Below are 23,720 nucleotides of genomic sequence, written 5' to 3'. Positions count from 1 at the left end.
CCGTCGCGCCCGCCTCTGCCCGTCAGGCGGCCGCGAGCGCCGCCTCGACGGCCTTGAGGGCCGCCTCGGCCTGAGCTCCGTCCGGCCCGCCCGCCTGGGCCATGTCGGGCCGTCCTCCGCCCCCCTTGCCGCCGAGCGCGGCAGCGCCGGCCCGCACGAGATCGACGGCGTTGCGGTTCGCGACCTGGTCCTGGGTCACGCCGACGATGATGGAGGCCCGCTCGTCCTTGTCCACGGCCACGAAGGCGACCACGCCCGACCCGACGCGCTTCTTCGCCTCGTCCACGAGCGGCCTCAGGTCCTTCGCGGGCACGTCCCGCAGGACCTTGGCGAGGTATCTCACCCCGCTCACCTCGCGGATCTCGTCGGCCGAGCCGCCGCCCCCGCCGCCCATGGCGAGCTTGCGGCGGAGCTCCGCGGCCTCGCGCTCGAGCCGGCGGCGCTCCTCGACCAGCGCCGCGAGCCGCTCGGGCGCCTCCGCGACCGGCACCTTCAGAAGGCCCGCGATCTCGCGCAGCGTCCGGCTCTCGCCCGCCAGATGGCGCCGCGCCGCCTCCCCGGTCAGCGCCTCAATGCGGCGCACGCCCGCCGCGACCGCGCCTTCCGACACGATGGCGATGAGCCCGATATCGCCGGTGCGCCCGACATGCGTGCCGCCGCAGAGCTCGACCGAGAACGACCTGCCGCCGGCCTCGCGATCCGTGCCCATCGACACGACCCGGACCTCGTCGCCGTATTTCTCGCCGAACAGGGCGCGCGCGCCGGAAGCGACCGCCTCGTCGACCGCCATCAGCCGCGTCACGACCGGCTCGTTCTGGAGAACGAGCCGGTTGGCGATGTCCTCGACCTCGCGGATCTCGGCTTCGGTCATCGGCTTCGGGTGGCTGAAATCGAAACGCAGCCGCTCGGCTTCGACCAGCGAGCCTTTCTGGGCGACGTGATCGCCGAGCACGCGGCGAAGCGCCTCGTGCAGGAGATGCGTCGCCGAATGGTGCCCCCGGATCGCCGATCGGCGCCGGGAATCGACATGAAGCTCGACGGCGGCGCCGACCCGCAGCGTCCCCTCCTCCACCGCCGCATGATGGACGAAGACGTCCCCGAGCTTGCGCTCCGTATCGGCGACCTGGACCAGCAGGCCGGCTGCGCGGATCTGGCCCGTATCGCCGACCTGACCGCCCGACTGGCCGTAGAAGGGCGTCTGGTTGACGACGACGAGGCCCGTCTCGCCGGCCGACAGGGCCTCGACCTCCCGGCCGTCCTTGAGGAGCGCCGTGACCACGCCCTCGGCGCTCTCGGTGTCGTAGCCGAGGAACTCGGTGGCGCCGACCCGCTCGCGGAGCGAGAACCACACGGCGTCGGTCGCGGCCTCGCCCGACCCGGCCCAGGCGGCGCGGGCCTTCTCGCGCTGGCGCTCCATCGCGGCCTTGAAGCCCTCCGTGTCGACGCCGATGCCGCGCGCCTTGAGCGCGTCCTGGGTGAGGTCGAGCGGGAAGCCGTAGGTGTCGTAGAGCGTGAAGGCCGTCTCGCCGGACAGGGACTGGCCGGGGCCGAGCCCGCGGGTCTCGTCTTCCAGGATCGCAAGGCCGCGCTCGAGCGTGCGCCGGAAGCGCGTTTCCTCGAGCCGCAGCGTCTCGACGATGAGCGGCTCCGCGCGCATCAGTTCCGGATAGGCCTGGCCCATCTCGCGCGTGAGCGCCGGGACGAGGCGCCACATCAGCGGCTCGCGCGACCCGAGGAGCTGGGCGTGCCGCATGGCCCGGCGCATGATGCGGCGGAGCACGTAGCCGCGGCCCTCGTTGGACGGCAGCACCCCGTCGGCGACGAGGAAGGCCGAGGCGCGCAGATGGTCGGCGATGACCCGGTAGGAGGCGCGCGTGCCCTCGTCGGGGCCGCGGCCGATCTGGTGCGCCACCGCATCGATCAGCGCGCGGAAGAGGTCGGTATCGTAGTTCGAGTGGACGCCCTGCAGGATGGCGGCGATCCGCTCCAGGCCCATGCCGGTATCGATCGAGGGCCGCGGCAGCGGGATGCGCTTGCCCGGCTCGACCTGCTCGAACTGCATGAAGACGAGGTTCCAGAACTCCAGGAACCGGTCGCCGTCCTCGTCCGGAGAGCCGGGGGGGCCGCCCTGCAGGGCCGGCCCCTGGTCGATGAAGATCTCCGAGCAGGGCCCGCACGGGCCGGTATCGCCCATCTGCCAGAAATTGTCCGAGGTGCCGATGCGGATGATCCGCTCGTCGGGAAAGCCCGCGATCCTGCGCCAGAGCCCCGCGGCTTCCTCGTCGTCGGCATAGACCGTGACGAGGAGCTTGTCCTTCGGCAGGCCGAACTCCTTCGTGATCAGGTTCCAGGCGAGCTCGATCGCGCGGTCCTTGAAGTAGTCGCCGAAGGAGAAGTTGCCCAGCATCTCGAAGAAGGTGTGGTGCCGGGCCGTGTAGCCGACATTGTCGAGATCGTTGTGCTTGCCGCCCGCGCGCACGCATTTCTGGGCGGTGGCGGCACGGTCGTAGGGCCGCCGCTCGACGCCGGTGAAGACGTTCTTGAACTGGACCATCCCGGCATTGGTGAACATCAATGTCGGGTCGTTGCGCGGAACGAGGGGCGAGGAGGCCACCACCTCGTGTCCGTTCCTCGCGAAATAGTCGAGGAAGGTGGACCTGATCTCGTTGACGCCGGACATCGCGCGCGGAACCTGAAATGCGTGCGGCCGCCGGTCGGCGGCCGAGAGACCCGAGTTCTAGTGACGGGTCAGGAGCTTGTCGAGCGAGGCGCGGTGGCGGCGCCCGCCAGACGAGCCCGGCCGCGACGCTCCGGGTTACGGCTGGCCCTCGTCGAGATCGTCGTCCGTCGGCGTCGCGTTCTCCAGGATGCGCTCGGCGAGAAGCCCGGCATTCTGCCGGATCGCGCTCTCGATGCGCCCGGCGATGTCCGGGTTCTCCTTGAGGAAGGTCTTTGCGTTCTCGCGGCCCTGGCCCAGGCGCTGGCTGTCGAAGGAGAACCAGGCCCCGGATTTCTCCACGATGCCGGCCTTCACGCCGAGGTCGATGAGCTCGCCGACCTTGGAGATGCCCTCGCCGAACATGATGTCGAACTCGACCTGCTTGAAGGGCGGCGCGACCTTGTTCTTGACGACCTTGACGCGGACCGAGTTGCCGATCGCCTCGTCGCGGTCCTTCAGGGTCGAGACGCGGCGGATGTCGAGGCGGACGGAGGCGTAGAACTTGAGCGCGTTGCCGCCCGTCGTGGTCTCGGGCGAGCCGTACATGACGCCGATCTTCATCCGGATCTGGTTGATGAAGATGACCATCGCCTTCGAGCGGGAGATGGAGGCCGTGAGCTTGCGCAGCGCCTGGCTCATGAGGCGGGCCTGCGAGCCGGGCTGCAGATCGCCCATCTCGCCCTCGATCTCGGCGCGCGGGGTCAGCGCCGCGACCGAATCGACCACGAGCACATCGACGGCGCCGGAGCGGACGAGCGTATCGGCGATCTCGAGGGCCTGCTCGCCCGTGTCGGGCTGCGAGATCAGGAGGTCGTCGAGCTTCACGCCGAGCTTGCGGGCATAGACCGGATCGAGCGCGTGCTCGGCGTCGATGAAGGCGCAGATGCCGCCCTTCTTCTGCGCCTCCGCGACCGTATGCAGCGCGAGGGTGGTCTTGCCGGAGGATTCGGGCCCGTAGATCTCGACCACGCGGCCGCGCGGCAGGCCGCCGACGCCGAGCGCGATGTCCAGGCCCAGCGAGCCGGTCGGCACCGTCTCGATCTCGACCGCCTTCTCGTTCTTGCCGAGCCGCATGATCGAGCCCTTGCCGAACGAGCGCTCGATCTGGGAGAGCGCCGCGTCGAGCGCTTTGGTCTTGTCCATGGAGGGGCTTTCGACGATCCGAAGGGCTGACTGAGCCATTGGGCGGGTCCTTATGGCAGGCTGGGCGCGTCAGCTCAACGCGAGCTGTACGCCACATGTACCTGTTTTGTTCTCATCCTGCAAGCCCGGTCGGACCCGTCGGAGCCCGCGGGTGTTCGAGACCGGAAGCGCCATGCGGCGGCCCATCTCCGGGCGCTCTCCTGAAAGCGCCCACGCGCCGTCCCTCCCCGGGGCGGGGTCGGTCAGGACGGGCGACTTCAAAGAGCGGGTGAATTGGTCGAGGGGCGTGGGACGCCGAAACGCTCGATCAATTTTTTAGAGGAGCCTTTCGGCGTCCCCGCGATGCCCGCCCGCCTGTCATCCTCGGGCTTGACCCGAGGATCCAGACGACAAGCACCGCGTCCGGGTTTTCCCGGCACGGGCGGCGATTTTGGACCGGACCTGCCGCTCTTCCGCCCCCTCGCCCGTTGCCGGAGGAGAGAACACTAGCCATGCTGCACTGGCGCCCGGGCCGTATTACCCGGAGGGCGGCGCTGGTCCGGCTCCCCGAGTGCGGGTTCGCGAAACCCGCCCGCAGGCGCCGCGTCAGCCGGCCTGGGCTCTCGCCCATTCCGGCCCATTCAAGCTCTTCCGCTCTGTTGACGCCTCGCGAGAGCGCCCCTCGGCGAAGAGGACGGAGCCGATCTAGACTATATTCCTATGAATGTCAAGCCGCCTGTCATCCCCCGCGCCTGCGCAGCAGGCGGGAAAGGCGGCTCCACCGTCATCCCCGGCGGCCCGCAGGGCCGGGAAGGGGATCCAGCACACCTCCCACCGCGGACGACGCCCCTGGATTCCCTTCCCCTCCGGCGCCTTCAGGCGCCTCCGGCCGGGAATGACAGTGGAGACGCCGGCGTCATCCCCGGCGGCCGCAGGGCCGGGAAAGGCGGCCGGGCTCTCCGTCACGCCGGCAGGCCCTCAGCGCTGGACGGCGCCCTTCACGGTTTCGACGAGCTGCTTCAGGCTGAAGGGCTTGGCCAGGAAGGAGAAGCTCTCGCCTTCCGGCAGGTGCTTGGCGAAGGCGTCCTCGGCATAGCCCGACACGAAGATCACCTTGAGCTCCGGCCGGCGCTTGCGAAGCTCCCCGAGGAGCGTCGGCCCGTCCATCTCGGGCATCACCACGTCCGAGACGACGAGATCGATCGTGCCCTCGTGCGCATCCACGATCTCCAGCGCCTCGACGCCCGAGGCCGCCTCCAGGACGGTGTAGCCGCGGGCCGACAGCGCGCGGGCGTTGACGGCGCGGACCGCATCCTCGTCCTCGACGAGCAGCACGGTCCCCTGCCCCGTCATGTCCGCGGCGCGCCTCTCCTCCTTCTGGTCGGGCTTGGCCTCCGCCTCCGCCTCGGGAACGAAGCGCGGCAGGTAGATGGAGAAGGTGGTGCCCTTGCCGACCGTCGAATCGACATAGATGAAGCCGCCCGACTGCTTGACGATGCCGAAGACCGTCGAGAGGCCGAGGCCGGTCCCCTTGCCGAGCTCCTTGGTGGTGAAGAACGGCTCGAAGATCTTGTCGAGGATGTCGGGCGGGATGCCCGTGCCGGTATCGGACACCTCGATCCGGACGTAATCCGCCGCGGGCATCCCGGCGAGGTCGAGGCGGCGCGCCTCCGCCTCGTCCACGTTCTCCGTCGCGATCGTCACGGTGCCGCCGTCCGGCATGGCGTCGCGGGCGTTCACGGCCAGGTTGATGATCACCTGCTCGAGCTGGTTCACGTCCGCCTTGACGAACCAGAGATCGCGACCCTGGCGCATCTCGAGCTGCACGCGCTCGCCGAGCAGCCTCTTCAGGAGCAGGGAGAGGTCGGACAGCGTCTCGCCGAGCTTGACGAGTTCCGGCCGGAGCGTCTGGCGGCGGGAGAAGGCGAGCAGCTGCCGGACCAGGCTCGCCGCCCGGTTCGCGTTCTGCTTGATCTGCATGAGGTCCTGGAAGGACGGATCCGTCGGCCGGTGGCTCGCGAGGAGCAGGTCGGAATAGCCGATGATCGCCTGCAGCACGTTGTTGAAATCGTGCGCGACGCCGCCCGCCAGCTGGCCGATCGCCTGCATCTTCTGCGCCTGGGCGAATTGCTGCTCGAGGAGCCGCTGCTCGGTGGTGTCGAGCGCGTAGAGGATCGCGCGTTCGTCTTCGGCGGCGTCGCCGTCCGCCACCGCGCTGATCCAGAGCCGCGCCGAACGGCCCCCCTCGCGCGCGAGGGCGACGTCCAGCGCGCGGCTTTCGCCCGAGGCGGCGGCGGCGAGGGCCGCCTCGAGCCGGGCGCGGTCCGGCGGCGCGACCAGGTCGAGGGCCGAGGCCGCATTCCCCCGCCCCGGGCCGGCGCGCTCGCCGAAAAGGCGCAGGAAGGAGGGATTGGACCCGACGATCCGGAACCCGGCATCGAGCGTCGCGATCGCCAGCGGCGAGGAATTGAAGAAGCGCGCGAAGCGCACCTCGGCGGCGCGCTGCCCCTCCTCCAGCCCGCTTCCCGGCGAGCGGTTCAGCACGAGCGTGCGCGAGGGACCCGCCGTGCCGTCCGGGCCGAAGGCGACCCGATGGTAGAGCCGGACCGGGAGCGTGCCGCCCTGCCGGCGCCGCAGGTCGAGATCGAGCGTCTCGGTGCGCGCCTCGCCGGGCGGGCCCGAGGCGGAGATCAGCATGGCCACGACCGCGTCGGGCATGATGTCGGGCAGCTTGAGCCCGCCCGAACCGACCTTGGCGAGGTCGTGGCCGAGCCATTCGGCCAGGGTCGCGTTCATGTAGACGATCGCGCCCGAGCGGTCGGTCGACAGGAACCCCGCCGGCGCATGGTCCAGATAGTCGATCGCGTGCTGGAGCTCCTGGAAGACGTTCTCGTGCCGCTCGCGGTCCTGCGTGACGTCCGCGACGCTCCAGAGCGTCGCCACCCTGTTGCCGGGACGGGGCAGCGGCCTGACCTGCAGGCGGTACCAGCCGAATTCCCGGGCCCCGCCGAGCGCGGGGCTGAGGCGGACCTCCTCCGTCGCCGTCCGCTGCTCCCGCGCCGCCTGCGCCAGGCGGTACACGGCCTCGGAGATCTCCGGCCCGCCGGTGAAGAGGCGCTCCACCGTCCTCACCTCGGCGCCCTTCTCGGCACCGGACAGGCGGAGATAGCGCTCGTTGGCGTAGATGACGCGGCCGGATTCCTCCACGACGAGCAGCCCGTCGGCGGAGCTGTCCGCCAGGATCTTGGTCAGGTCGTTGCGGGCGCCGGCGCCGGCGAAGCGCACCGTCCCGATCGCGACCGCGAAGACGAAGAAGACGCCGATCATCGCCAGTACGGCGAGAAGACCGAGGATCAGCGGCTGCGCCTGCTCGTTGGACACGAAGCTCAGCCCGGCGAAGGCGGCCACGAAGACCGCGCCGAGCGCCAGCAGCAGCCCGACATAGCCCGGGCGTTCGGACCGATCGATCGCCAACCCGTTCGTGACTTGCGTATACTCGGCCATGCTGCCGCGTCGCCCTCCGGCCAGACCTCGTTACGATGCGCGCCGCTTCAGCCGCAAGACGAAGCCGATCACCTCCGCGACCGCCTTGTAGTGCTCGACCGGTATCTCGTCGTCGATCTCGACGGCGGCGTGCAGCGCGCGGGCGAGCGGCGGGTTCTCGACGACCGGCACCTGATGCTCTTCGGCAACGCTCCTGATGCGCAGCGCGAGCTCGTCGACGCCTTTCGCGACGCAGACCGGGGCCGCCTGGCCCGCCTCGTAGCGCAGCGCGACCGCGAAGTGAGTCGGGTTGGCGACCACGACGGTCGCCTTGGGCACCTCGGCCATCATGCGCCGGCGCAGGCGCTGGGCGCGGATCTGCCGGAGCTTCGCCTTGATCTCCGGATTGCCGTCCTGCTCCTTCAGCTCGTCCTTCAGCTCCTGCTTGGACATGCGCAGGCGGCGCATCCACGAGAAGCGGGCCACGACGTAGTCCCCGATCGCGATCACGGCGTAGATCGCGAGCGCGAGCCCGAGCAGGCGCAGGGCGACCTGCGTCATGACCCGGACGAGGTCCGCCGCCTCCAGCGTGACGAGCGCCTCCAGCCGCTCGCGCTCGCCCCAGAGCGCCACCCCGGCGACGACGCCGACCACGGCGATCTTCAGGAGGCCCTTGCCGAACCGGCCGAGGGCCTGCAGCCCGAAGATCCGCTTGAAGCCGGCGCCGGGGGACAGGCGCTCGAATTTCGGCTTCAGCGGCTCGACCGTCCAGAGCGGGCGGTGCTGCAGCAGCCCGGCTGCCAGTGCCGCGACCATCAGGAAGCCGACCGGCAGCGCCGCCGCCTGCAGCCCGACGAGGAGGGCGCGCCGCCCGGCCGCCAGCATCGCGCCCGGACCGTCCGGCACCAGGTGCGCATTCCCCAGGAAATGGCGGAGATCGAGCGTGAGCGCACGGCCGGACCAGCCGCCGGCCAGAAGCAGCGCCAGCGTCATCGCCCCGAGCGCCAGGAAGGTCGAGACCTCCTGGCTCTTCGCCACGTCGCCGCGCCGGATCGCGTCGTCGAGGCGCTTCTGCGTCGGCTCCTCTGTGCGGTCCTCGCGGTCGGCGGCCTCGGCCATCAGCCGAGCCCCAGCTGGGACAGGAAGCTGCCGAGCTGCCCGAGATAGACGCTCATCATCGCGCCGATCACGGCGAGCAGGACCAGGACGCCCATGAGGATCGTGAGCGGCATGGCGAGGAAGAAGACCTGCATCTGCGGCATCAGCCGCGACAGGATCCCGAGCCCGAGATTGAACAGGAAGGCGAAGGCGATGAAGGGCGCCGAGATCTGGACGGCGAGCTTGAAGGCACGCCCGACCGCTCCGATCGCCAGCCGGGCCGCGTCGCCCGCATCCGGCATCCGGGCGGGGGGCAGCAGCTCATAGCTGTTGCCGATCGCCGCGATCGCGAGATGGTGCAGGTCGGTCGCGAAGACCAGCGTGACCCCGAGCAGCGTCAGGAAGTTGCCGATGGCCGCTTCCTGGCCGCCGCCCTGGGTCGGATCGATCGTCATGGCGAAGGACAGGCCGAGCTCCTGCGCCACGATGTTGCCGGCGGTCTGGAGCGCGGCCACGACCATCCGGGTCGCAAGGCCGAGCGCGAGCCCGATCGCCACCTCGCCGATCATCGTCCCGATCACGGCCGCCGGAGCGTCGCCGGGCGGGAACAGGCCGCGCACGAGGGGCAGCAGGATGAGCGTGAGAAGGACCGCGAAGGAGAGCCGCAGCCGGCCCGGGACCAGCCGCTCCCCCGTCCCCGGGAGGAGCATGACAAGCGTGCCGACCCGCGCGAAGGTCAGCATGAACAGGGTGGCGAGTTCCGGGAGCGCGAGGGTCATGGCGTGTCCCGGCGGGCCGGCGACCTGGCTGCGGACGGGCGGCGGGGATCAGCCGCCTGTGGCGATCCGCACGGCGATCCGGCCCATATAGGACGCGAGCGCATCCGCCATGAAGGGCAGGCAGAGGAGCATCGCGCCGAACACGGCGACGATCTTCGGCACGTAGACGAGGGTCTGCTCCTGGATCTGCGTGAGGGCCTGGACGAGCGACACGACGAGGCCGACCGCAAGCGCGACCAGCATGAGCGGGCCGCCGACCTTGAGGAAGGTGGCGATGCCGTCCCGGGCGACATCGAGGATGGCGGCGCCGGTCATATCGGCATCCGCAGGATCTCTTCGTAGGCCGCGATCACCTTGTCGCGCACGGCGACGAGGGTCTGGAGCGCCGTCTCGCTCTCGGCCACCGCGGTCACGACGTCCACGAGGTCGGCCTTGCCGCCCGCGGCGGCCACCGCCTGGGCCTCGGCCTTGCGGCCGGCCTCCGCCACGCCGCCCACCGCCTGTTCGAGGAGCGCCGTGAAGCTGCCGCCCCCCGCCGCGGCGGACAGGCCCGGCGAGAGTCCGCCGCCCTGCCCCCCGGCGGACAGAAGCCGCTGGGTCGCCGCATAGGCGCCCGCGCCCGAGGTGATCGCCATGTCTCTCAACCCTCGTTCAGGCGCGCAGGATCTCGAGCGTGCGCGAGATCATGCGGCGGGTGGCGGTGACGATGTTCAGGTTCGCCTCGTAGCTGCGCTGGGCCTCGCGCATGTCCATCGTCTCCACGAGCGTGTTGACGTTCGGGAGCTTGACCTGCCCCGAGGCGTCGGCAGCCGGGTTGCCCGGATCGTGCCGGGTGCGGAACGCGCTCGGGTCGCGCGCCACCCGGCCGAGGGACACCACGCTCGCCCCGAGCTCCCGGTCGACATGCTGCGAGAAGGTCGGGATCTTGCGCCGATAGGGATCGGCCCCGGGCTTCTCCCCGGTTGAATCGGCATTGGCCACGTTCTCGGCGATGATGCGCATGCGGCCGGACTGGGCCCGCAGGCCGGAAGCGGCGATGCCGATGGAGCGGAGGAAGTCCATGGTCAGATGCCGCGGCCGCCGACGGCCGTGCGCAGCATGGACAGGCTCTTCTGGTAGAGCGAGGTCGCGAGCTGGTAGTCCGACTGGTTGGAGGCGACCTTCAGCATCTCGTCCTCGAGACTGACCGCATTGCCCGAGGGCCGCGTCTCGAAGCGGGCGGCCTTGGCGGCCTCCACGGCACCGGAGGCGTCGCCGAAGCCGATATGGAGCGGGCTCGTCCGCTCCAGCGGGAGGGTGCCGCCCAACGCGGCGGCGAGGCCCGGCTCCTTCAGGTCCATCGGCTTGAAGCCCGGCGTGTTGGCGTTCGCCACGTTCTCGGCCAGGACCTTCTGCCGGGCCTGATGCCAGTGCAGCTTGCTCTTCAGCATCGAGACGAGGGGCAGGTCGGTGATCGCCATGGGATCGGGGCTCGGGCCAACTCGGCAGGTTTTGCCGCCATTATGGTTAACCCGGCGTTAAGCCACTGAAGCGACTTGGTTCGGTCGGCCGGGACCGAGCCCGGCACCCGCGGCCCGTCCTGTGCCGTTGCGCCACGGGTCCGCGACATCACCGGGAGGACGTGCTAGATCGGGACGACATCGTCTCATCCCGGGTCTTGCGGCACGGGGTGGCCGCATGGGACGGGACCCCGTCGCCATCCGAGAGAGTCGCGTCTTGCTGTCGATACCGGGCATCGAGAATCTGCCGCCAGCGGTTAAGTACCTGATCGCCTTCGCGATCATCTTCGCCCTTCTCGCGCTTTTCGCGCTGGTTCTGAGGCGGCTCACGGGGGGCAGGCTGACGCTCGCCAACGACCGGGGGCGGGCCCGGCAGCCGCGCCTCGGCATCGTGGACGTCTACGATCTCGACCGGCAGCGGCAGCTCATCCTGCTGCGCCGCGACAACGTCGAGCACCTCCTCCTGGTGGGCGGGCCGAACGACGTCGTGGTCGAGACCAACATCGTCCGGGTCGCAGGCGCGCGGCTGCCGAACGTCGCCGCCGAGGTGGCGGAGCGGCTCGAGGCTCCCGCGGCCGACCGGCCCCCCGAGATCGCGCCGGTGCGGCCGGTCGTCGAGCCGACCTCGGTCAGGCCCGCCGCGCGGGCGGCCGAGCCCGTCGTCGCAGGGCATCTCGGGCGCGCCGATACGGTCGTTGCCCCCGTCGCGGCGCCGGTCCGCTCGCCGGCGGGTCGTCCCGGGGAGCCCGCCCCCCGCCCCGCCGCGCCCGCCCCGGCCGGTCCGGGACCGCGCCCCGACAGGAGCCGCGCCACGCCTATGCCGGCCGGCGGCGCGGCCGCGCCGCCGCGCCCGGCAGGCCCCCGTCCCGTCCCGACGCCCGTTCCGCCTGCAAAGGACCCGGAGAGCGGGCCCGGCCGCCCGCCGCTGCCCGACATGGCACGCCAGCTCGAGGACGCGCTGAAGCGGCCGGAGCCCACGCCGGCGCGACCGACGCCCGAGCCGGTCCGCGAGCCTGCAGGCCCTCCCCGTCCGCAGCCGGGGCCGGCCAAGGCCCCCTCGAAGCCCGCGCCCGAGACGGTCGCGGCTCCCGCTCCGCCGGAAGCGGGTCCGGCCGCTCCGCCCGAGCCTCAGCCGGCGTCCCGGCCCAGAAGCGCACCCGCCCAAGGCAGCGCGCCGGCCGCGGTCGCCGCGCCCGCGGCACCTGCGGAGCCGCCGCGTCAGGCCGAGACAGCTCCGCCCTCCCCGCCCCCTCCCCCTCCGCCTCCGGAGCCGCCCGCGCCGCCCTCGCCGCGTCCCGACCCCTTCTCCATCGAGGATATCGAGGCGGAGTTCGCGCGCCTCCTCGGCCGCCCCCTCGACCGGAAGGACAGCAAGGGCTGAGACGCCTCCCGGCCTGGCGGTCGGGAGCCTCGTCGGCGCCGCTTGCGCTGCATGCCCGCCGCACCGCAGGGTCGCGCCGATGGACCAGCGATTCGCGGCCTGATGCCGAGCCTCTTCCGTCCGCTGCGCAGGGGCGGCCTGCTGCTTGCGCTGGCGGCCGGCGCGCTTTCGGCCGGCGCGGGCGCGGCCATCGCCCAGACGCTGAGCCTCGATCTCGGCCCGGGCGGCGGGGTGACGGAGCGCGCGCTTCAGCTCGTGGCGCTGGTCACCGTCCTCGCGGTGGCCCCCTCCATCCTGGTGATGGTCACCTCCTTCACCCGGATCGTGGTCGTGCTCTCGCTCCTGCGGTCCGCCATCGGCACGCAGACGGCGCCGCCGAACGCCGTGATCGTGAGCCTCGCACTGTTCCTGACGGCGTTCGTGATGGCCCCGACCTTCCGGGAGGTCTACCGGGTCGGGGTCGAGCCCCTGCTCGCCGGGCAGATCCAGCCCGGCGAAGCCTTCACCCGCGCTTCGGTGCCGATGCGGGACTTCATGCTCCGCCACGTCCGGGAGAAGGACCTCGCGCTCTTCGTCGAGCTTTCCCGCGAGCCGCCGCCGGCCGAGCCCGCGGCGGTCGGGCTGCACATCCTCGTGCCGGCCTTCATGATCTCCGAGCTCCGCCGCGCCTTCGAGATCGGGTTCCTGCTCTTCGTCCCGTTCCTGATCATCGACCTCGTCGTCGCGTCCATCCTCATGTCGGTCGGCATGATGATGCTGCCGCCGACGACGATCGCGCTCCCGTTCAAGCTGATCTTCTTCGTGCTGGTGGACGGGTGGAGCCTGGTCGCGGGTTCGCTCGTCCAGAGCTTCGGGGGATGAGCTCTACCCGCGTGCGGGCGCACCGTTTGTGCCTTCGACTGCGCCCTCGACCCGCGGCACGGTGGGCGGTTCGGAAGGCGGCGCGTCGGATTCGGGCTCGGCCGGATGCTCCAGCGGCCGGCCGCGCCAGTCGGACAGGAGGAGGCGCAGCGAATCCGCCCGGGTCGCCTCCTGCGCGGCGAGGCGGAATTCGCGCGTCTGCACCGCGTCCGGGCTGACGACCTGGCCGAAGGTCTTCGCGTCGGGCGAATCCAGCATCTTGCGGCCGAATTTCTGCCGGAGCCGATCGAGCGAGATCCGCTCGTCGGCAAGTGCGTAGGCGATGGCGGCCCGGAGCACGTCCGCCCGCTCCCGATCGGTGAGAGGCTCGGCCCCCTCCCAGCGCGTGCCGAGCATGGCCTCGCCCGCCTCGCCGGCCTCGCGCCAGCGCCTCGCGGTCCACAGGATGCTGGTCCGGAGGCGGTCGAAATCGGGCCCGGTCTCGCCCTCCAGGATCTCCAGCGCGAGGTCCGGCCGGGACAGCTCGGCCTGGGCCCGCGCCTCGAGCACGTAGCGGAAGCGTCGGACCTCCTCCGGCAGCTCGGCGAGGCGCGTCGCGTGCAGCGCGGCGAGCGCCAGGAGGGGCTTGCCGCTCATCAGCCGGATCGCGGCGAGCCGCGCGGCCACGGTCGCCCGCGCGGCGCCCGTCAGGCGCTTCTCGACCTGGTACTGAAGCAGGTCGGCGGCCTGGTCGAGCAGGTCGAGCTCGACGAGACGGTCGGCGAGACGGCGGACGATCTCGTCGCCGCGGCGCCCGACCGGCGCGAGCTCCTTGAAGTCGAAATAGAGCGCCAGCGCCTGGACGCCGGACAGCTTGCCGTCTTCGGCCCGCAGCAGGAGCTCCTCCAGCAGGCGTGCCGAATCCTCCTGCAGCGCTCGCGTCGCGGGGTGCTTGGGGAAGTAGCGGTTGGCGCGCCGCGCCATGGCGAACATGTCGCGCCACCTCTTCGCCTCGCCATAGTGCCGCGCGAGGTCGGTTATGGCAGCGAGTTCGAGCTCGTCGCCGCGCCACGTCACGGACAGAGTCTCGAGCCGCTCGATCGCGTCGTCCAGCTCCAGGGTCTTCGTCTTGAGGCCGAGCCTCGTCCAATGCAGGGTCGCCTCCGACCGGACGGGCAGATCCGCCTCGGCGATCAGCCTCTCGTAGTCCTTGAGCGCCGCCTCCTCGCGCCCGGCGGCGGCATCGACCCGGGCCCGAGCGAGGTCGTGCCGGTCGCGCGGGACGCTCCCGGTCGCCATCCGGTCGATCGCGCCGAGCTCGCCTTCGGCGCGCGCGATGTCCCCCTCCTCCAGCGCCGCATTCAGCGCGAGGAGGCGGATCGGCCCGGCGAGGTCGTCGGGATAGAGCTCGACGACCTCGTTCGCCCGGCGGAAGCCCGCGAGCGCCGCCGCCCAGCGGCCCTCCATCGCGTCCACGGCCGCCCGCCAGAGGATCGCCTCCGGCTCCTCGCTCGTCCCGGCCGCGGCGAGGAAGGCCCTGGCCTCGGCGAAGCGGCGGGCCCGCGCGGCCGCGATGCCGGACAGGAGGACGGTCTCCCGCCGGCGGGCGAAGACCGGATCCTCCGCACGGGCCAGGGCGAGGACGCTCGAGGCCTCGTGGTCGAGCCCGTTCGCGACCAGGAAGCGCGCCAGGCGGTAGCGCGCCTCGGCCCGCCCGGCGCGGGACGCGTGCGCGGCCTCCCAGACCAGGGCGGCGTAGCGGTCGAAAGCGCCGGGCGCGACGTCCGCCACCCAGGCATCGCGCTTGAGGACGAGGCGGGAGGCCGTGCCCCCTTCCTCCTGCCCGCGCGGGCTGAGCGAAAGCGAAAGCCCGAGCTCGCGCCCGATCGACACCCCGGTCTGGCCGAGCGCGACGGCGACATCGTCCGCATGCGCCTCGACGACGACGCCGTGCAGCGTGGGCGCGAGCCCGAACTCCACGAAGCTGCGCGCCAGCGGCAGCGTCTGCGCCCGCCCGGATGCGGTCACGACGGCAAGGCGCATCCCGTCCGGCTCGCGCAGCCAATGCGCCCTGGAGGATCCGAGCAGGCCCACCCGCACCAGCGGCCGCCCATGCTCGTCGAGTGCGCGTGTGACCTTGAGCGAGTCCGCCGGCAGCGCCGCCGAGCTGCCGGCGGAAAGCCGCCAGCCCTCGCCCTCCGCCGAGAAGCGGGCCGAACCCGCCGCGGGCTCCGGGAAGCGCAGCGTCACGAGGCCGGGCTCCTGCCTGACCTCCATCGGCCGGAGCGAGGGGTCCGGGCTGTTCGCCAGCGCCGAGACGTCGAGCCGGTCGGCGGCGTCGAACACGATCGTCAGGGCGCCCGCCCGGACAAAGGCCGCCGCCGGCGTCCGGCTCCGGAACGGAAACAGGAGGGAGGCGCCCTGCGGCCCCGTCTCGACCTTCGCGAGCACCGTCGCGGGCGGGCCGGCCGGCGGCGGCGCGACGGCCGCGGCGGTCGGAAGCCTGTGGTCCGGGGCGGGGGGGGGAGCCGGCGGGGCGGCGGGCTCCGCCTCCACCTTCTGCGGCGGCACGACGGACACGGCCGAGGGCGGCGGGGCCGCGGCCTCCCTTGCGGGCGCGGGCTCCGGCAGCACCTGCGGCGGCTGAGGCTTCGCGAGGTCGACGACGATCCCGTCGGGCTCGCGGAAGGTCTGGGCCGCGAAACCGGGAGCCCGCCTGACCCTGACCATCAGGACGCCGCCGTCGCGCTCCGCCTCGAAAGCCGCGACGCCCGCCGCGAGCTTCGGCTTCGCCCCGCCGCCGTCGAAAGCCGACGCGCCCTCGAAGGCGAGTTCCACGCCCTCGCCCACCTCCCTGATCTGCACGGGCAGGGCCGGCGGGGTCTCGAAGACGAGCCGCGTCAGGCTCGGCAGCTCGGCCATGCGGAGCTTCACCGTCCTGGCCGGCTCGGTGCGGCGCGGCGCGGCCGCCCTGAGCTTCGCCTCCGCCTCCTGCACGCGCCGGGCGAGCTCGGCCACGACCTCGGGCGGGAGCCCGGGCGGGAGCCCCGTCCAGTTCGGCGGCAGGAGGTCGATGAACACCCGCTCCGCCGCCTCCAGCATGTTCGGCCGGACGGGCGCGGCGAGCGCGATGCGGAGCCCCGTCCCGTCCGGGTCCCGGCGCACCGTCGTGATGTAGGGCGCGAGCTCGGTCGCGAGCTTCTCCGCCTTGATCCGGGAGGGCTCCGCGAAGGTGATGATGAGGACGGCGTTCGCGACCCTGGCCGAGACCTTGGTGGGCTGGTCGAAATGCAGGAGGATCCGGCCGAACCGGTCCATCTTCGTGCCGGTGACGGTCACCTCGCGCGCCGCTGCCGAGCCGGCCCCGACGACACCGGCGCCCAGAGCGAAGCAGAGGAGAAGGAGCAGACGTCCGAGCGCAGGGCCGGACCGCCGGCCGAGATAGGGCATCATCGACACCGAGGAGACGAGCGTGCCGTCCGCTTCGCCAGGCTGCGTGGACGGCCGCACCTTACGGGCGCGCGGCTAACGCGCGCTTAACCGAGGCTCAGCGGCGGGCCGGGCCGGGCCGCTCGATGGCGGGAAGCTCGCCGGCGGGCAGCGCGGCCGCCGCGGCGGCGGTCTTCGGCTCGTCGGCTCCCGCGGCGCGCTTGGCCAGCGCCACCGTCAGCTTCTCGGCGACGTCCGGCGTCATGACGGCCAGGATCTCGGCCATCTTGCGGGAGTTCATCTGCGTCACGACCGAGAGCAGGACGTCGAGCGGCAGGCGGTCGAAGACGCGCGCCGCCTCCTTCGGCTTCATCGTCTCGTACATGATGACGACGTTCTTCAGCGCCCCGGGATCGGCGCCGGGCTTGGCGGGCGGCGGTGCGGCCTTCTGCGCCTCCTCGGCGGCCCTCATCTGGCCCAGGCGCTCCTCCAGCCGCCGCTCCTGCTCCTGGATCAGCTTCTCGCGCGCCTCCATCTCGCGCGAGCGCTGCTGCAGCTCCTCCCGGCGCTCGCTCAGACGCTCGAGCAGCAGCCGCTCGGTCGGCGAGGGCGGCTGGAGCGGCGGCGCGGCCTCGCGCGCGGCCGGCTGCGGCTCGTCCCTGGCCTGCGCCGGCTCCTCCTTCGAGGGCACCGAGCCGGTGGTCATCGGCTCGTCCGAGTCGTGATTCGTGCGGGCGTGCGAGATCACCCGGGCGAAGCCGGATTGCCTGGCGGCCGGGATCGCGGCGCGCGCATCGGCCGGCGGGGACGCGCCGAGCTCGGCAAAGACCCCCAGGACCTTGAGGCCGAGGAGCGCGACTGCGGCGATGACGACCCCGTCGATCAGCCGGAAGCTCGGCAGGGCCCGCCTGGCAGTCACGCCGCCCGGCTCTCGAGCCTGCGGGCGCTGCGTTCCGCCACGGCCTGCGCGGCCGCGAGCGCGGCCTGGAGCGGCCCGCCGGGACGCGGCTCCTCGGCCGGAACCGAAGCGGTCGGAGGCGGCGAGGCGTGGAGCGCGCGGCGGGTCGCGTCGAACACGCGCTCGAGCCCGCCCATGACCTTCTCGCCGGCCGCGATGGCGCGGGCGAGTTCCTGGCCCTGCCGCTGCGCCGTCCGGATGCGGTCCGCGAGTTCCTCGTCGCACTCGGCCAGCGTCTTGCGGAGCCCCGAGACCGCGCGCTCGGCGGCCTCGGTCGCAGCCACCAGCTCGCCGATCGTCGCCCGCATCGCCGCCTCGTCCGCCTTCAGGCCCGAGATGCGGCGCGACAGCCGGACGGAGGAGACGATGGTCGCGACCAGGAGGATCCCGACCAGGAGGTCGGCCGTGACCACGAGAAAGCCGCTCATTGCACGATCACGTCCTTGAACAGCACCGCCTCGACCCGGGTGGGCGCCACCGCCACGTTCACGCGCCGAAGCAGCTCCTCGCGGAGCCGGTGGATGCCGCCCGAGCCTTCGAGGTCGCTCGCCCGCAGTTCCCGCACGAAGACCTGGAAGATGTCCTCCACGCGCGGCAGCAGCGGCGTGACCTCCGGGACGATCTTCGGATCCTTCACCTCGAGCGCGACCTTGAACTTCAGGAAGCGCGGACGGTCCTGGTTCGGCTCGGCCGCGAGATTCACGGTCATCTCGCGGACATCGACGAAGGCGACCGGCTTCTTCTCCGGCACGGCCGCCTGCCTGGCGCCGCGCCCCATCATGAACCAGCCGCCCGCGCCGCCCGCGAGGAGCAGGACCGCGGCCACGACGACGATCAGCTTCTTCCGGCCGCCGCCCCCTGGCGCGCCGGCCTTCTCGGCACCGTCCCCGGAGGGCTCCTTCGGCTTCTTGGCCATCTTCGCGCTGCTTCCCGGCCGCGACTCTGGGTCGGCGCCATCCTGTCCCGCGACCTTGTGCGGGCAGGGTTAATCGCGGGTTAAGTCGGCAGGAACTGCCGGGTCGAAACGACCGGGTAACCATGTCGTGCCGCATGCGACGCATTCAATTTTCGGACTAAATATCTGAAATACATTACATTCTTTTTGCTTTCCGTCCTGGCACGCCGGCTGCGACGGCTCGACCGCCGGGTTCGCGCTGGGGAGCGTCGAGGATCCGGCGGGGACAAGAGCGGGAGCGGTTCATGGAGAACGCGCTGCTCGTCGGCCTGTCGCGCCAGATGGCGCTCAGGCGCGAGCTCGACGTCATCGCCAACAACGTGGCGAACGTCTCGACAAACGGCTTCAAGGCGCGCGCCTCGCGCTTCGAAAGCTACCTGATGCCCAAGGCCAGCGGCGACGCCTTCCGGCGCCCCGACCGCAGGCTCGACTACGTCATCGACAAGGGCACGGCTCTCGACACCTCCGCGGGGGCGATCGAATACACGAGGAACCCGCTCGACGTCGCGATCAAGGGCGACGGCTTCTTCGCGGTCCAGACGGCAGGGGGCGAGCGCTACACGCGCAACGGAGCCTTCATGCTGGACGCGCAGGGCCAGCTCGTGACGAGCGACGGCCACCTCGTGCTCGGCGACAACGGGCCCATCGCCTTCGACCGCAACGAGACGGACATCTCGATCGCGCCGGACGGCACGGTCAGCTCCGCCCAGGCCCAGCACGGCCATGTCCGCGTGGTCCGCTTCGCCGACATGCGGACGCTCCGCAACGAGGGCGGCAACCTCTTCTCGGCGACGGCCCCGGCCGAGCCCGCCGGCGCGACGAGCCGGCTCGAATCGGGCGCGCTCGAACGCTCGAACGTCAAGGCCGTCCAGGAGATGACCCGCCTGATCGAGGTGAACCGGGCCTATGCCAGCGTCGCCAGCATGGTCGGGCGGCTCGAAGACCTGAAGCGGACGGCGATCTCCAAGCTCGCCGACGGCACCAACGCGGCCTGAGGAGAGCCAGCATGCGCGCACTTCAGACGGCCGCGACCGGGATGGCGGCCCAGGAACTCAACGTCCAGACCATCTCCAACAACATCGCCAACCTGCGCACGACCGGGTTCAAGCGCCAGCAGGCGCAGTTCCAGGACCTGCTCTACGAGAACCTGCGCCGCGCCGGCTCCTCGACCTCCGACCAGGGCACCGTGCTTCCGGCGGGGCTCTCGATCGGCTCGGGCGTGAAGACGGTGGCAACCCCGCGCGACATGTCCCAGGGCAACCTGACCTCGACGGGGAAGCCCTACGACGTCGCGATCCGGGGCGAGGGCTATTTCAGGATCCGCATGCCCGACGGGAGCGCGGCCTATACGCGCGACGGCTCGTTCAGCCTCGACGCGCAGGGCCAGCTCGTCACCCAGAACGGCTACCTGGTCGAGCCCGGGATCACGGTGCCGCAGAATGCGACCTCGGTCTCGATCTCGAGCCAGGGCCTCGTCCAGGCGACGCTGCCCGGCCAGACGGCGCCGCAGAATCTCGGGACGATCCAGCTCTCGCGCTTCATCAACAAGACCGGGCTCAACTCCGCCGGCGACAACCTGTTCACGGAGACCGCCGCCTCCGGCCAGCCGGTCGACGGCAATCCCGGCCAGGACGGGTTCGGCAACCTCCAGCAGAGCTACCTGGAGGAGGCGAACGTGAACGCCGTCACGGAGATCTCCGGCCTGATCGCGGCCCAGCGCGCCTACGAGATGAACTCGAAGGTGATCACGGCGGCGGACCAGATGCTGTCCTCCACCAGCCAGATGTTCCGCGGCTGAGGCGGCGACGATGATCCGCACCCTCGCCTGCGCCCTCGGCGCCGCCCTCCTCTGGTCCGGCGCGGCATTCGCGGCCGACCGGCCGATCCTGCGCGGCGACGTGGTCGCCAAGCGCGACATCCTGACCCTCGCCGACCTCGTCGAAGGCGCGCCCGCGGCACTCGCCGAGACGGCGCTCTTCCGCTCGCCCGTGCTCGGCCAGACGGGCACGATCCAGACCCGGCGCATCGTCGAGGCGGCGCAGGAGCTCGGGATGTCCGGCCTGGAGACGGGCGGCCGGCTCCAGATCACCGTCACCCGCGCCGCACGGCAGGTCGGCGGCGGCGAGATCGAGGCGGCCTTGCGCCGGGCGCTCGGCGACAAGCTCGGCTTCGATCCGGCGGCGACCGGCATCGTCTTCGACGGGGCCCCGCCGCAGCTCACCCTCGCGCCCGACACGAGGGGCGAGGTCGTGGCCGGCGACCTCCTCCTCGACCGCCGCTCGCGCCGGCTCTCCGCGACCGTCTGGATCGGCCCCTCGCCGACGGAGCGCCGCGCCTCGCTCCGCGTCTCCGGCACCGTCGTGGACCTCGTGGACGTCGCGGTCCTGACCCGCTCGCTCGAGCGCGGCGAGAGCGTGAGGCCGTCCGACATCTCCGTCGAGAAGCGCCCGCGCGATGCCGTCTCCCCGGACGCGATCCTGGACGGGACCTCGCTCGCCGGCCGCGTCGCGCGCCGGGCGCTCGGGGCCGGCGGGTTCGTCAGGTCCGGCGACCTCGCCCGGCCGGAGCTCGTGCAGAAGGGCGAGATCGTGACCGCCGTCTACGAGGCGCCCGGCATGATCCTCTCCATGCGGGTGCGGGCCTCCGAAGGCGGGGCGCTCGGCGACGTCATCACGATCGTCAACCCCGGGTCCAAGAAGGCGGTCCCGGCCACCGTCGTCGCGCCGGGCAAGGTCTCCGTCCGGCCCGGCTTCACCGAACGCGTGGTCGCCGCAGGCGCCCTGCCCTCCCAGAACTGATCCGCCGTGACCGCGAGAACCGACATGCCCAGCCTCCGCCCCGCTTCCCGCGCCGCGCTCGCCCTCGCCGCCCTCGGCCCGCTTCTCGGCGGCTGCGGCTCGCTCGACCGCCTCTCCAATGTCGGCAAGCCGCCGGACCTGTCCTCCATCGAGGACCCGACCGCGCAGCCCGGCTACAAGCCGGTGCGCATGCCCATGCCGAACCCGCAGCCCTCGTCCTATGCGGCGAACTCGCTCTGGCGGACGGGCTCGCGCGCCTTCTTCAAGGACCAGCGCGCGCAGCAGGTCGGCGACATCGTGACCGTGCAGGTGAAGGTGACCGACAAGGCCAATCTCGACAACGAGACGAAGCGCTCCCGCACGAGCGGCGACAAGCTCGGCGTGCCGAACTTCTTCGGCGTCGAATCGAAGAACGTCCTGCCCGGCTCGGACCCGAGCTCGCTCGTGTCGAGCAACTCCACCACCACGACGGAGGGGACCGGCTCGATCGCCCGGAAGGAGGAGCTCGTCACGAACGTCGCGGCCGTCGTCACGCAGGTGCTGCCCAACGGCAACCTCGTCGTCGAGGGCAAGCAGGAGATCCGGGTGAATTTCGAGGTCCGCGAGCTGATCGTCGCGGGCATCATCCGGCCCGAGGACATCCAGGCGGACAACACCGTCGATTCGACCAAGATCGCCGAGGCGCGGATCGCCTATGGCGGCCGCGGCCAGATCACCGACGTGCAGCAGCCGCGCTACGGCCAGCAGGTGATGGACATCATCCTGCCCTTCTGAACCGCTTCCCTCCCCGGCGCTGCGGCACGCTCCCCACGTCCGCCGCAGCGCCAAGGCGGCCCCGGCGCTCCCGCCGGGGCCGCTTCTCTGTTAGAACATCGGCCGATGACCGTGCCGATCGCTTCCTGCGCCGCGCCGCGACGCGGCGGCCGCATTGCTCCCGCGAGGCCCGCATGACGACGGTCGCCTCGCGCATGACGCCGCACGCGGAAGCTCCTCCCGTGGCGCGCCGCCTCGGCCTGTCGGCCAGGCTGATCCTGCTGACGACCCTGTTCATGATGATCGCCGAGGTCCTGATCTACGTGCCCTCGCTGGCGAATTTCCGCGCGGCCTGGATCAGAAACCGGGTGATGGGGGCGCAGATGATCGCGCTCGCCCTGTCCGCCGCGCCGCCGGGAGAGCGCCCGGAGGAGCTCGAGGAGAAGCTGCTGGCGGCCGTGAAGGGGGCCCAGGCGATCGGCGTGCGCGGCCAGGGCACGCAATGGCTCCTGGCCACCGGCGCCGAGGTCCCGCCCGTGCCGGAACGGCATATCGATCTGCGCCAGCCGCCCTGGTACGGGCGCATCCGCGGCGCGCTCCGCACGCTCCTCATGCCGCTGCCGCGCACCACCCGGATCGTGGCGCCCGGCCCGCCCGGGGCGCCGGGCATGGACTGGGTCGAGATCCTCCTCGACGAGCGTCCGCTGCGCGAGGCGATGCTCGCCTTCACGCGCCAATTCCTGGCGGTGTCGCTGGCCGTCTCGGGCATCACGTCGGCGCTGCTCTATCTGGCGCTCCACCTCCTCGTGGTGCGCCCGGTGCGCCGTCTCGCGGCGAACGTCACCGACTTCGCCCGCAACCCGGAGGATGCGAGCCGGATCATCCGGACGAGCGGCCGCACGGACGAGATCGGGGCGGCCGAGGAAGCGCTCGCCCGCATGGAGACCGCGCTGGCGAACGAGCTGCGGCAGAAGCGGCGGCTTGCCGATCTCGGCCTCGCGGTCAGCAAGATCAATCACGAGCTCCGCAACATGCTGACGACCGCCCAGCTCCTGAGCGACCGGCTCGGCGACGTGGACGATCCTGCCGTCCAGAAGGTCGCGCCGCGGCTCGTCGGCACGCTCGCGCGCGCGGTCGATTATTGCGGCGCGACCCTCGCCTATGGCCGCGCGAGCGAGCGCCCGCCGCAGCGCCGGATGGTGCCGGTGAAGAGCGTGCTTGCCGACCAGCTCGACCTGACCAGGCTCGGCGGCGGGCACCCGATCGCGGTGCTCGACGAGACGCCGGGCGACCTGATGGTCGATGCCGATCCCGACCAGCTCGGCCGCGTCCTCCTCAACCTCATCCGCAACGCCGTTGAGGCTCTCGCGCGGGCGAAGACGCCGGAGGCCAGGATCGCGGTCCGCGGCGTGCGGTCCGGCGGCGTGGTGCGGCTCTGGGTCGCCGATAACGGCCCGGGCGTCCCCGATCGGGTGAAGGACCGGCTCTTCTCGGCGTTCCAGGCATCGGAGCGGAGCGGCGGCACGGGCCTCGGACTGCCGATCGCGGAGGAGCTCGTGCGCCTGCATGGAGGCTCCATCGTCCTGGAGGACGCGCCCGCGGGCGCCTGCTTCTGCATCACCATCCCGGACCGGCCGGCACGCTGACCCGCCCCGCCGGGCCCGGCGCCCGGACGTTCGACCCCGCGATGCAGGGATGTTGATCCCGCGGTGCAGCCATACATCCGATCGCCGCGGCGCGGGAGCCGCGCCATGGGCCAAGATCTTCGCCGAAGCGCCCGCACGGCGGATGCGTCCGCCGCGCGAACAGCCGCGTCAGGAGAGCGTGAGGGCTCCGGCGAGGCGCAATGGGGTGTGGCACGAGGCTGACCACGATCCGACGTGGCGCAGGCGGGCGGCGGCGCAGA

General features: G+C 72.0%; 20 protein-coding genes. 7 read left to right on the top strand and 13 right to left on the bottom strand.

Annotated features, from left to right (window positions below; all coding sequences use genetic code 11):
• Window positions 1-22: 22 nt before the first annotated feature.
• From alaS to flgB, 9 genes are all read right to left on the bottom strand, one after another.
• Window positions 23-2,680, bottom strand: a complete 2,658-nt coding sequence (gene alaS, locus HJG44_RS04455) for an alanine--tRNA ligase (protein ID WP_171217083.1) — start codon at window positions 2,678-2,680, stop codon at window positions 23-25.
• A gap of 135 nt (window positions 2,681-2,815) precedes the next feature.
• Window positions 2,816-3,901, bottom strand: a complete 1,086-nt coding sequence (gene recA, locus HJG44_RS04450; protein WP_171217082.1) for a recombinase RecA — start codon at window positions 3,899-3,901, stop codon at window positions 2,816-2,818.
• A 918-nt stretch (window positions 3,902-4,819) separates the two neighbouring features.
• Complete coding sequence (cckA, locus tag HJG44_RS04445) at window positions 4,820-7,345, bottom strand: cell cycle histidine kinase CckA (protein ID WP_171217081.1); 2,526 nt, start codon at window positions 7,343-7,345, stop codon at window positions 4,820-4,822.
• Window positions 7,346-7,375: 30 nt separating this feature from the next.
• Window positions 7,376-8,443 carry a flagellar biosynthesis protein FlhB gene (flhB, locus tag HJG44_RS04440; protein WP_171217080.1) on the bottom strand — a complete coding sequence of 356 codons (1,068 nt, stop codon included), beginning with the start codon at window positions 8,441-8,443 and terminating at the stop codon, window positions 7,376-7,378.
• A complete protein-coding gene (fliR, locus tag HJG44_RS04435; RefSeq protein WP_171217079.1) occupies window positions 8,443-9,201 on the bottom strand; it encodes a flagellar biosynthetic protein FliR in 759 nt (252 codons plus the stop codon). Before fliR ends, flhB begins: the two co-directional genes overlap by 1 nt.
• Window positions 9,202-9,249: 48 nt before the next feature.
• Window positions 9,250-9,516: a flagellar biosynthesis protein FliQ gene (gene fliQ / locus HJG44_RS04430; RefSeq protein WP_171217078.1), complete on the bottom strand. Its 267-nt coding sequence runs from the start codon at window positions 9,514-9,516 to the stop codon at window positions 9,250-9,252.
• Window positions 9,513-9,836 carry a flagellar hook-basal body complex protein FliE gene (gene fliE / locus HJG44_RS04425; protein ID WP_171217077.1) on the bottom strand — a complete coding sequence of 108 codons (324 nt, stop codon included), beginning with the start codon at window positions 9,834-9,836 and terminating at the stop codon, window positions 9,513-9,515. The genes fliQ and fliE overlap by 4 nt, the downstream gene beginning before the upstream one ends.
• A 16-nt stretch (window positions 9,837-9,852) precedes the next feature.
• On the bottom strand, window positions 9,853-10,263 hold the full coding sequence (gene flgC, locus HJG44_RS04420; RefSeq protein WP_171217076.1) for a flagellar basal body rod protein FlgC: 411 nt from the start codon (window positions 10,261-10,263) through the stop codon (window positions 9,853-9,855).
• Window positions 10,264-10,265: 2 nt separating this feature from the next.
• Window positions 10,266-10,661 (bottom strand): flagellar basal body rod protein FlgB, encoded by a 396-nt coding sequence (flgB, locus tag HJG44_RS04415; protein ID WP_171217075.1) that lies wholly within the window; start codon window positions 10,659-10,661, stop codon window positions 10,266-10,268.
• 256 nt (window positions 10,662-10,917) lie between these two features.
• Here flgB and HJG44_RS04410 point away from each other — a divergent pair, with 256 nt between their 5' ends.
• Both HJG44_RS04410 and fliP read left to right on the top strand, forming a co-directional pair.
• Window positions 10,918-12,081, top strand: coding sequence for a hypothetical protein (locus HJG44_RS04410; protein WP_246736014.1), 1,164 nt, complete (start codon window positions 10,918-10,920; stop codon window positions 12,079-12,081).
• A 99-nt stretch (window positions 12,082-12,180) separates the two neighbouring features.
• Window positions 12,181-12,942 (top strand): flagellar type III secretion system pore protein FliP, encoded by a 762-nt coding sequence (gene fliP, locus HJG44_RS04405; protein ID WP_171217316.1) that lies wholly within the window; start codon window positions 12,181-12,183, stop codon window positions 12,940-12,942.
• A gap of 3 nt (window positions 12,943-12,945) precedes the next feature.
• On the opposite strand, the gene HJG44_RS04400 is transcribed toward fliP, so the two are convergent.
• The 4 genes from HJG44_RS04400 to fliL are packed head-to-tail and all read right to left on the bottom strand — an operon-like array spanning window position 12,946 to window position 18,224.
• On the bottom strand, window positions 12,946-16,431 hold the full coding sequence (locus HJG44_RS04400; RefSeq protein ID WP_171217074.1) for a tetratricopeptide repeat protein: 3,486 nt from the start codon (window positions 16,429-16,431) through the stop codon (window positions 12,946-12,948).
• A 37-nt stretch (window positions 16,432-16,468) separates the two neighbouring features.
• Window positions 16,469-17,269: a MotE family protein gene (locus HJG44_RS04395; protein WP_346767083.1), complete on the bottom strand. Its 801-nt coding sequence runs from the start codon at window positions 17,267-17,269 to the stop codon at window positions 16,469-16,471.
• Window positions 17,266-17,736 (bottom strand): DUF6468 domain-containing protein, encoded by a 471-nt coding sequence (locus HJG44_RS04390; RefSeq protein WP_171217073.1) that lies wholly within the window; start codon window positions 17,734-17,736, stop codon window positions 17,266-17,268. Before HJG44_RS04390 ends, HJG44_RS04395 begins: the two co-directional genes overlap by 4 nt.
• Window positions 17,733-18,224 carry a flagellar basal body-associated protein FliL gene (gene fliL, locus HJG44_RS04385; RefSeq protein ID WP_171217072.1) on the bottom strand — a complete coding sequence of 164 codons (492 nt, stop codon included), beginning with the start codon at window positions 18,222-18,224 and terminating at the stop codon, window positions 17,733-17,735. The genes HJG44_RS04390 and fliL overlap by 4 nt, the downstream gene beginning before the upstream one ends.
• 284 nt (window positions 18,225-18,508) lie before the next feature.
• Here fliL and flgF point away from each other — a divergent pair, with 284 nt between their 5' ends.
• From flgF to HJG44_RS04360, 5 genes are all read left to right on the top strand, one after another.
• Window positions 18,509-19,258, top strand: coding sequence for a flagellar basal-body rod protein FlgF (gene flgF, locus HJG44_RS04380; protein WP_171217071.1), 750 nt, complete (start codon window positions 18,509-18,511; stop codon window positions 19,256-19,258).
• Between the two features lie 11 nt (window positions 19,259-19,269).
• Window positions 19,270-20,061, top strand: a complete 792-nt coding sequence (gene flgG / locus HJG44_RS04375; protein ID WP_171217070.1) for a flagellar basal-body rod protein FlgG — start codon at window positions 19,270-19,272, stop codon at window positions 20,059-20,061.
• A 10-nt stretch (window positions 20,062-20,071) separates the two neighbouring features.
• Window positions 20,072-21,061, top strand: a complete 990-nt coding sequence (gene flgA / locus HJG44_RS04370) for a flagellar basal body P-ring formation chaperone FlgA (protein ID WP_171217069.1) — start codon at window positions 20,072-20,074, stop codon at window positions 21,059-21,061.
• Between the two features lie 24 nt (window positions 21,062-21,085).
• Window positions 21,086-21,835, top strand: coding sequence for a flagellar basal body L-ring protein FlgH (gene flgH, locus HJG44_RS04365; protein ID WP_171217068.1), 750 nt, complete (start codon window positions 21,086-21,088; stop codon window positions 21,833-21,835).
• A gap of 173 nt (window positions 21,836-22,008) precedes the next feature.
• The gene (locus HJG44_RS04360; protein ID WP_246736013.1) at window positions 22,009-23,460 is read left to right on the top strand and encodes a sensor histidine kinase; all 1,452 of its coding nucleotides are present in this window, start codon (window positions 22,009-22,011) and stop codon (window positions 23,458-23,460) included.
• Window positions 23,461-23,720: the final 260 nt, after the last annotated feature.

The organism is Enterovirga aerilata (genome assembly GCF_013044135.1).
In the GTDB taxonomy this organism is placed as follows: domain Bacteria; phylum Pseudomonadota; class Alphaproteobacteria; order Rhizobiales; family Beijerinckiaceae; genus Enterovirga; species Enterovirga aerilata.
This window is presented reverse-complemented; position numbering and strand designations above follow the sequence as displayed.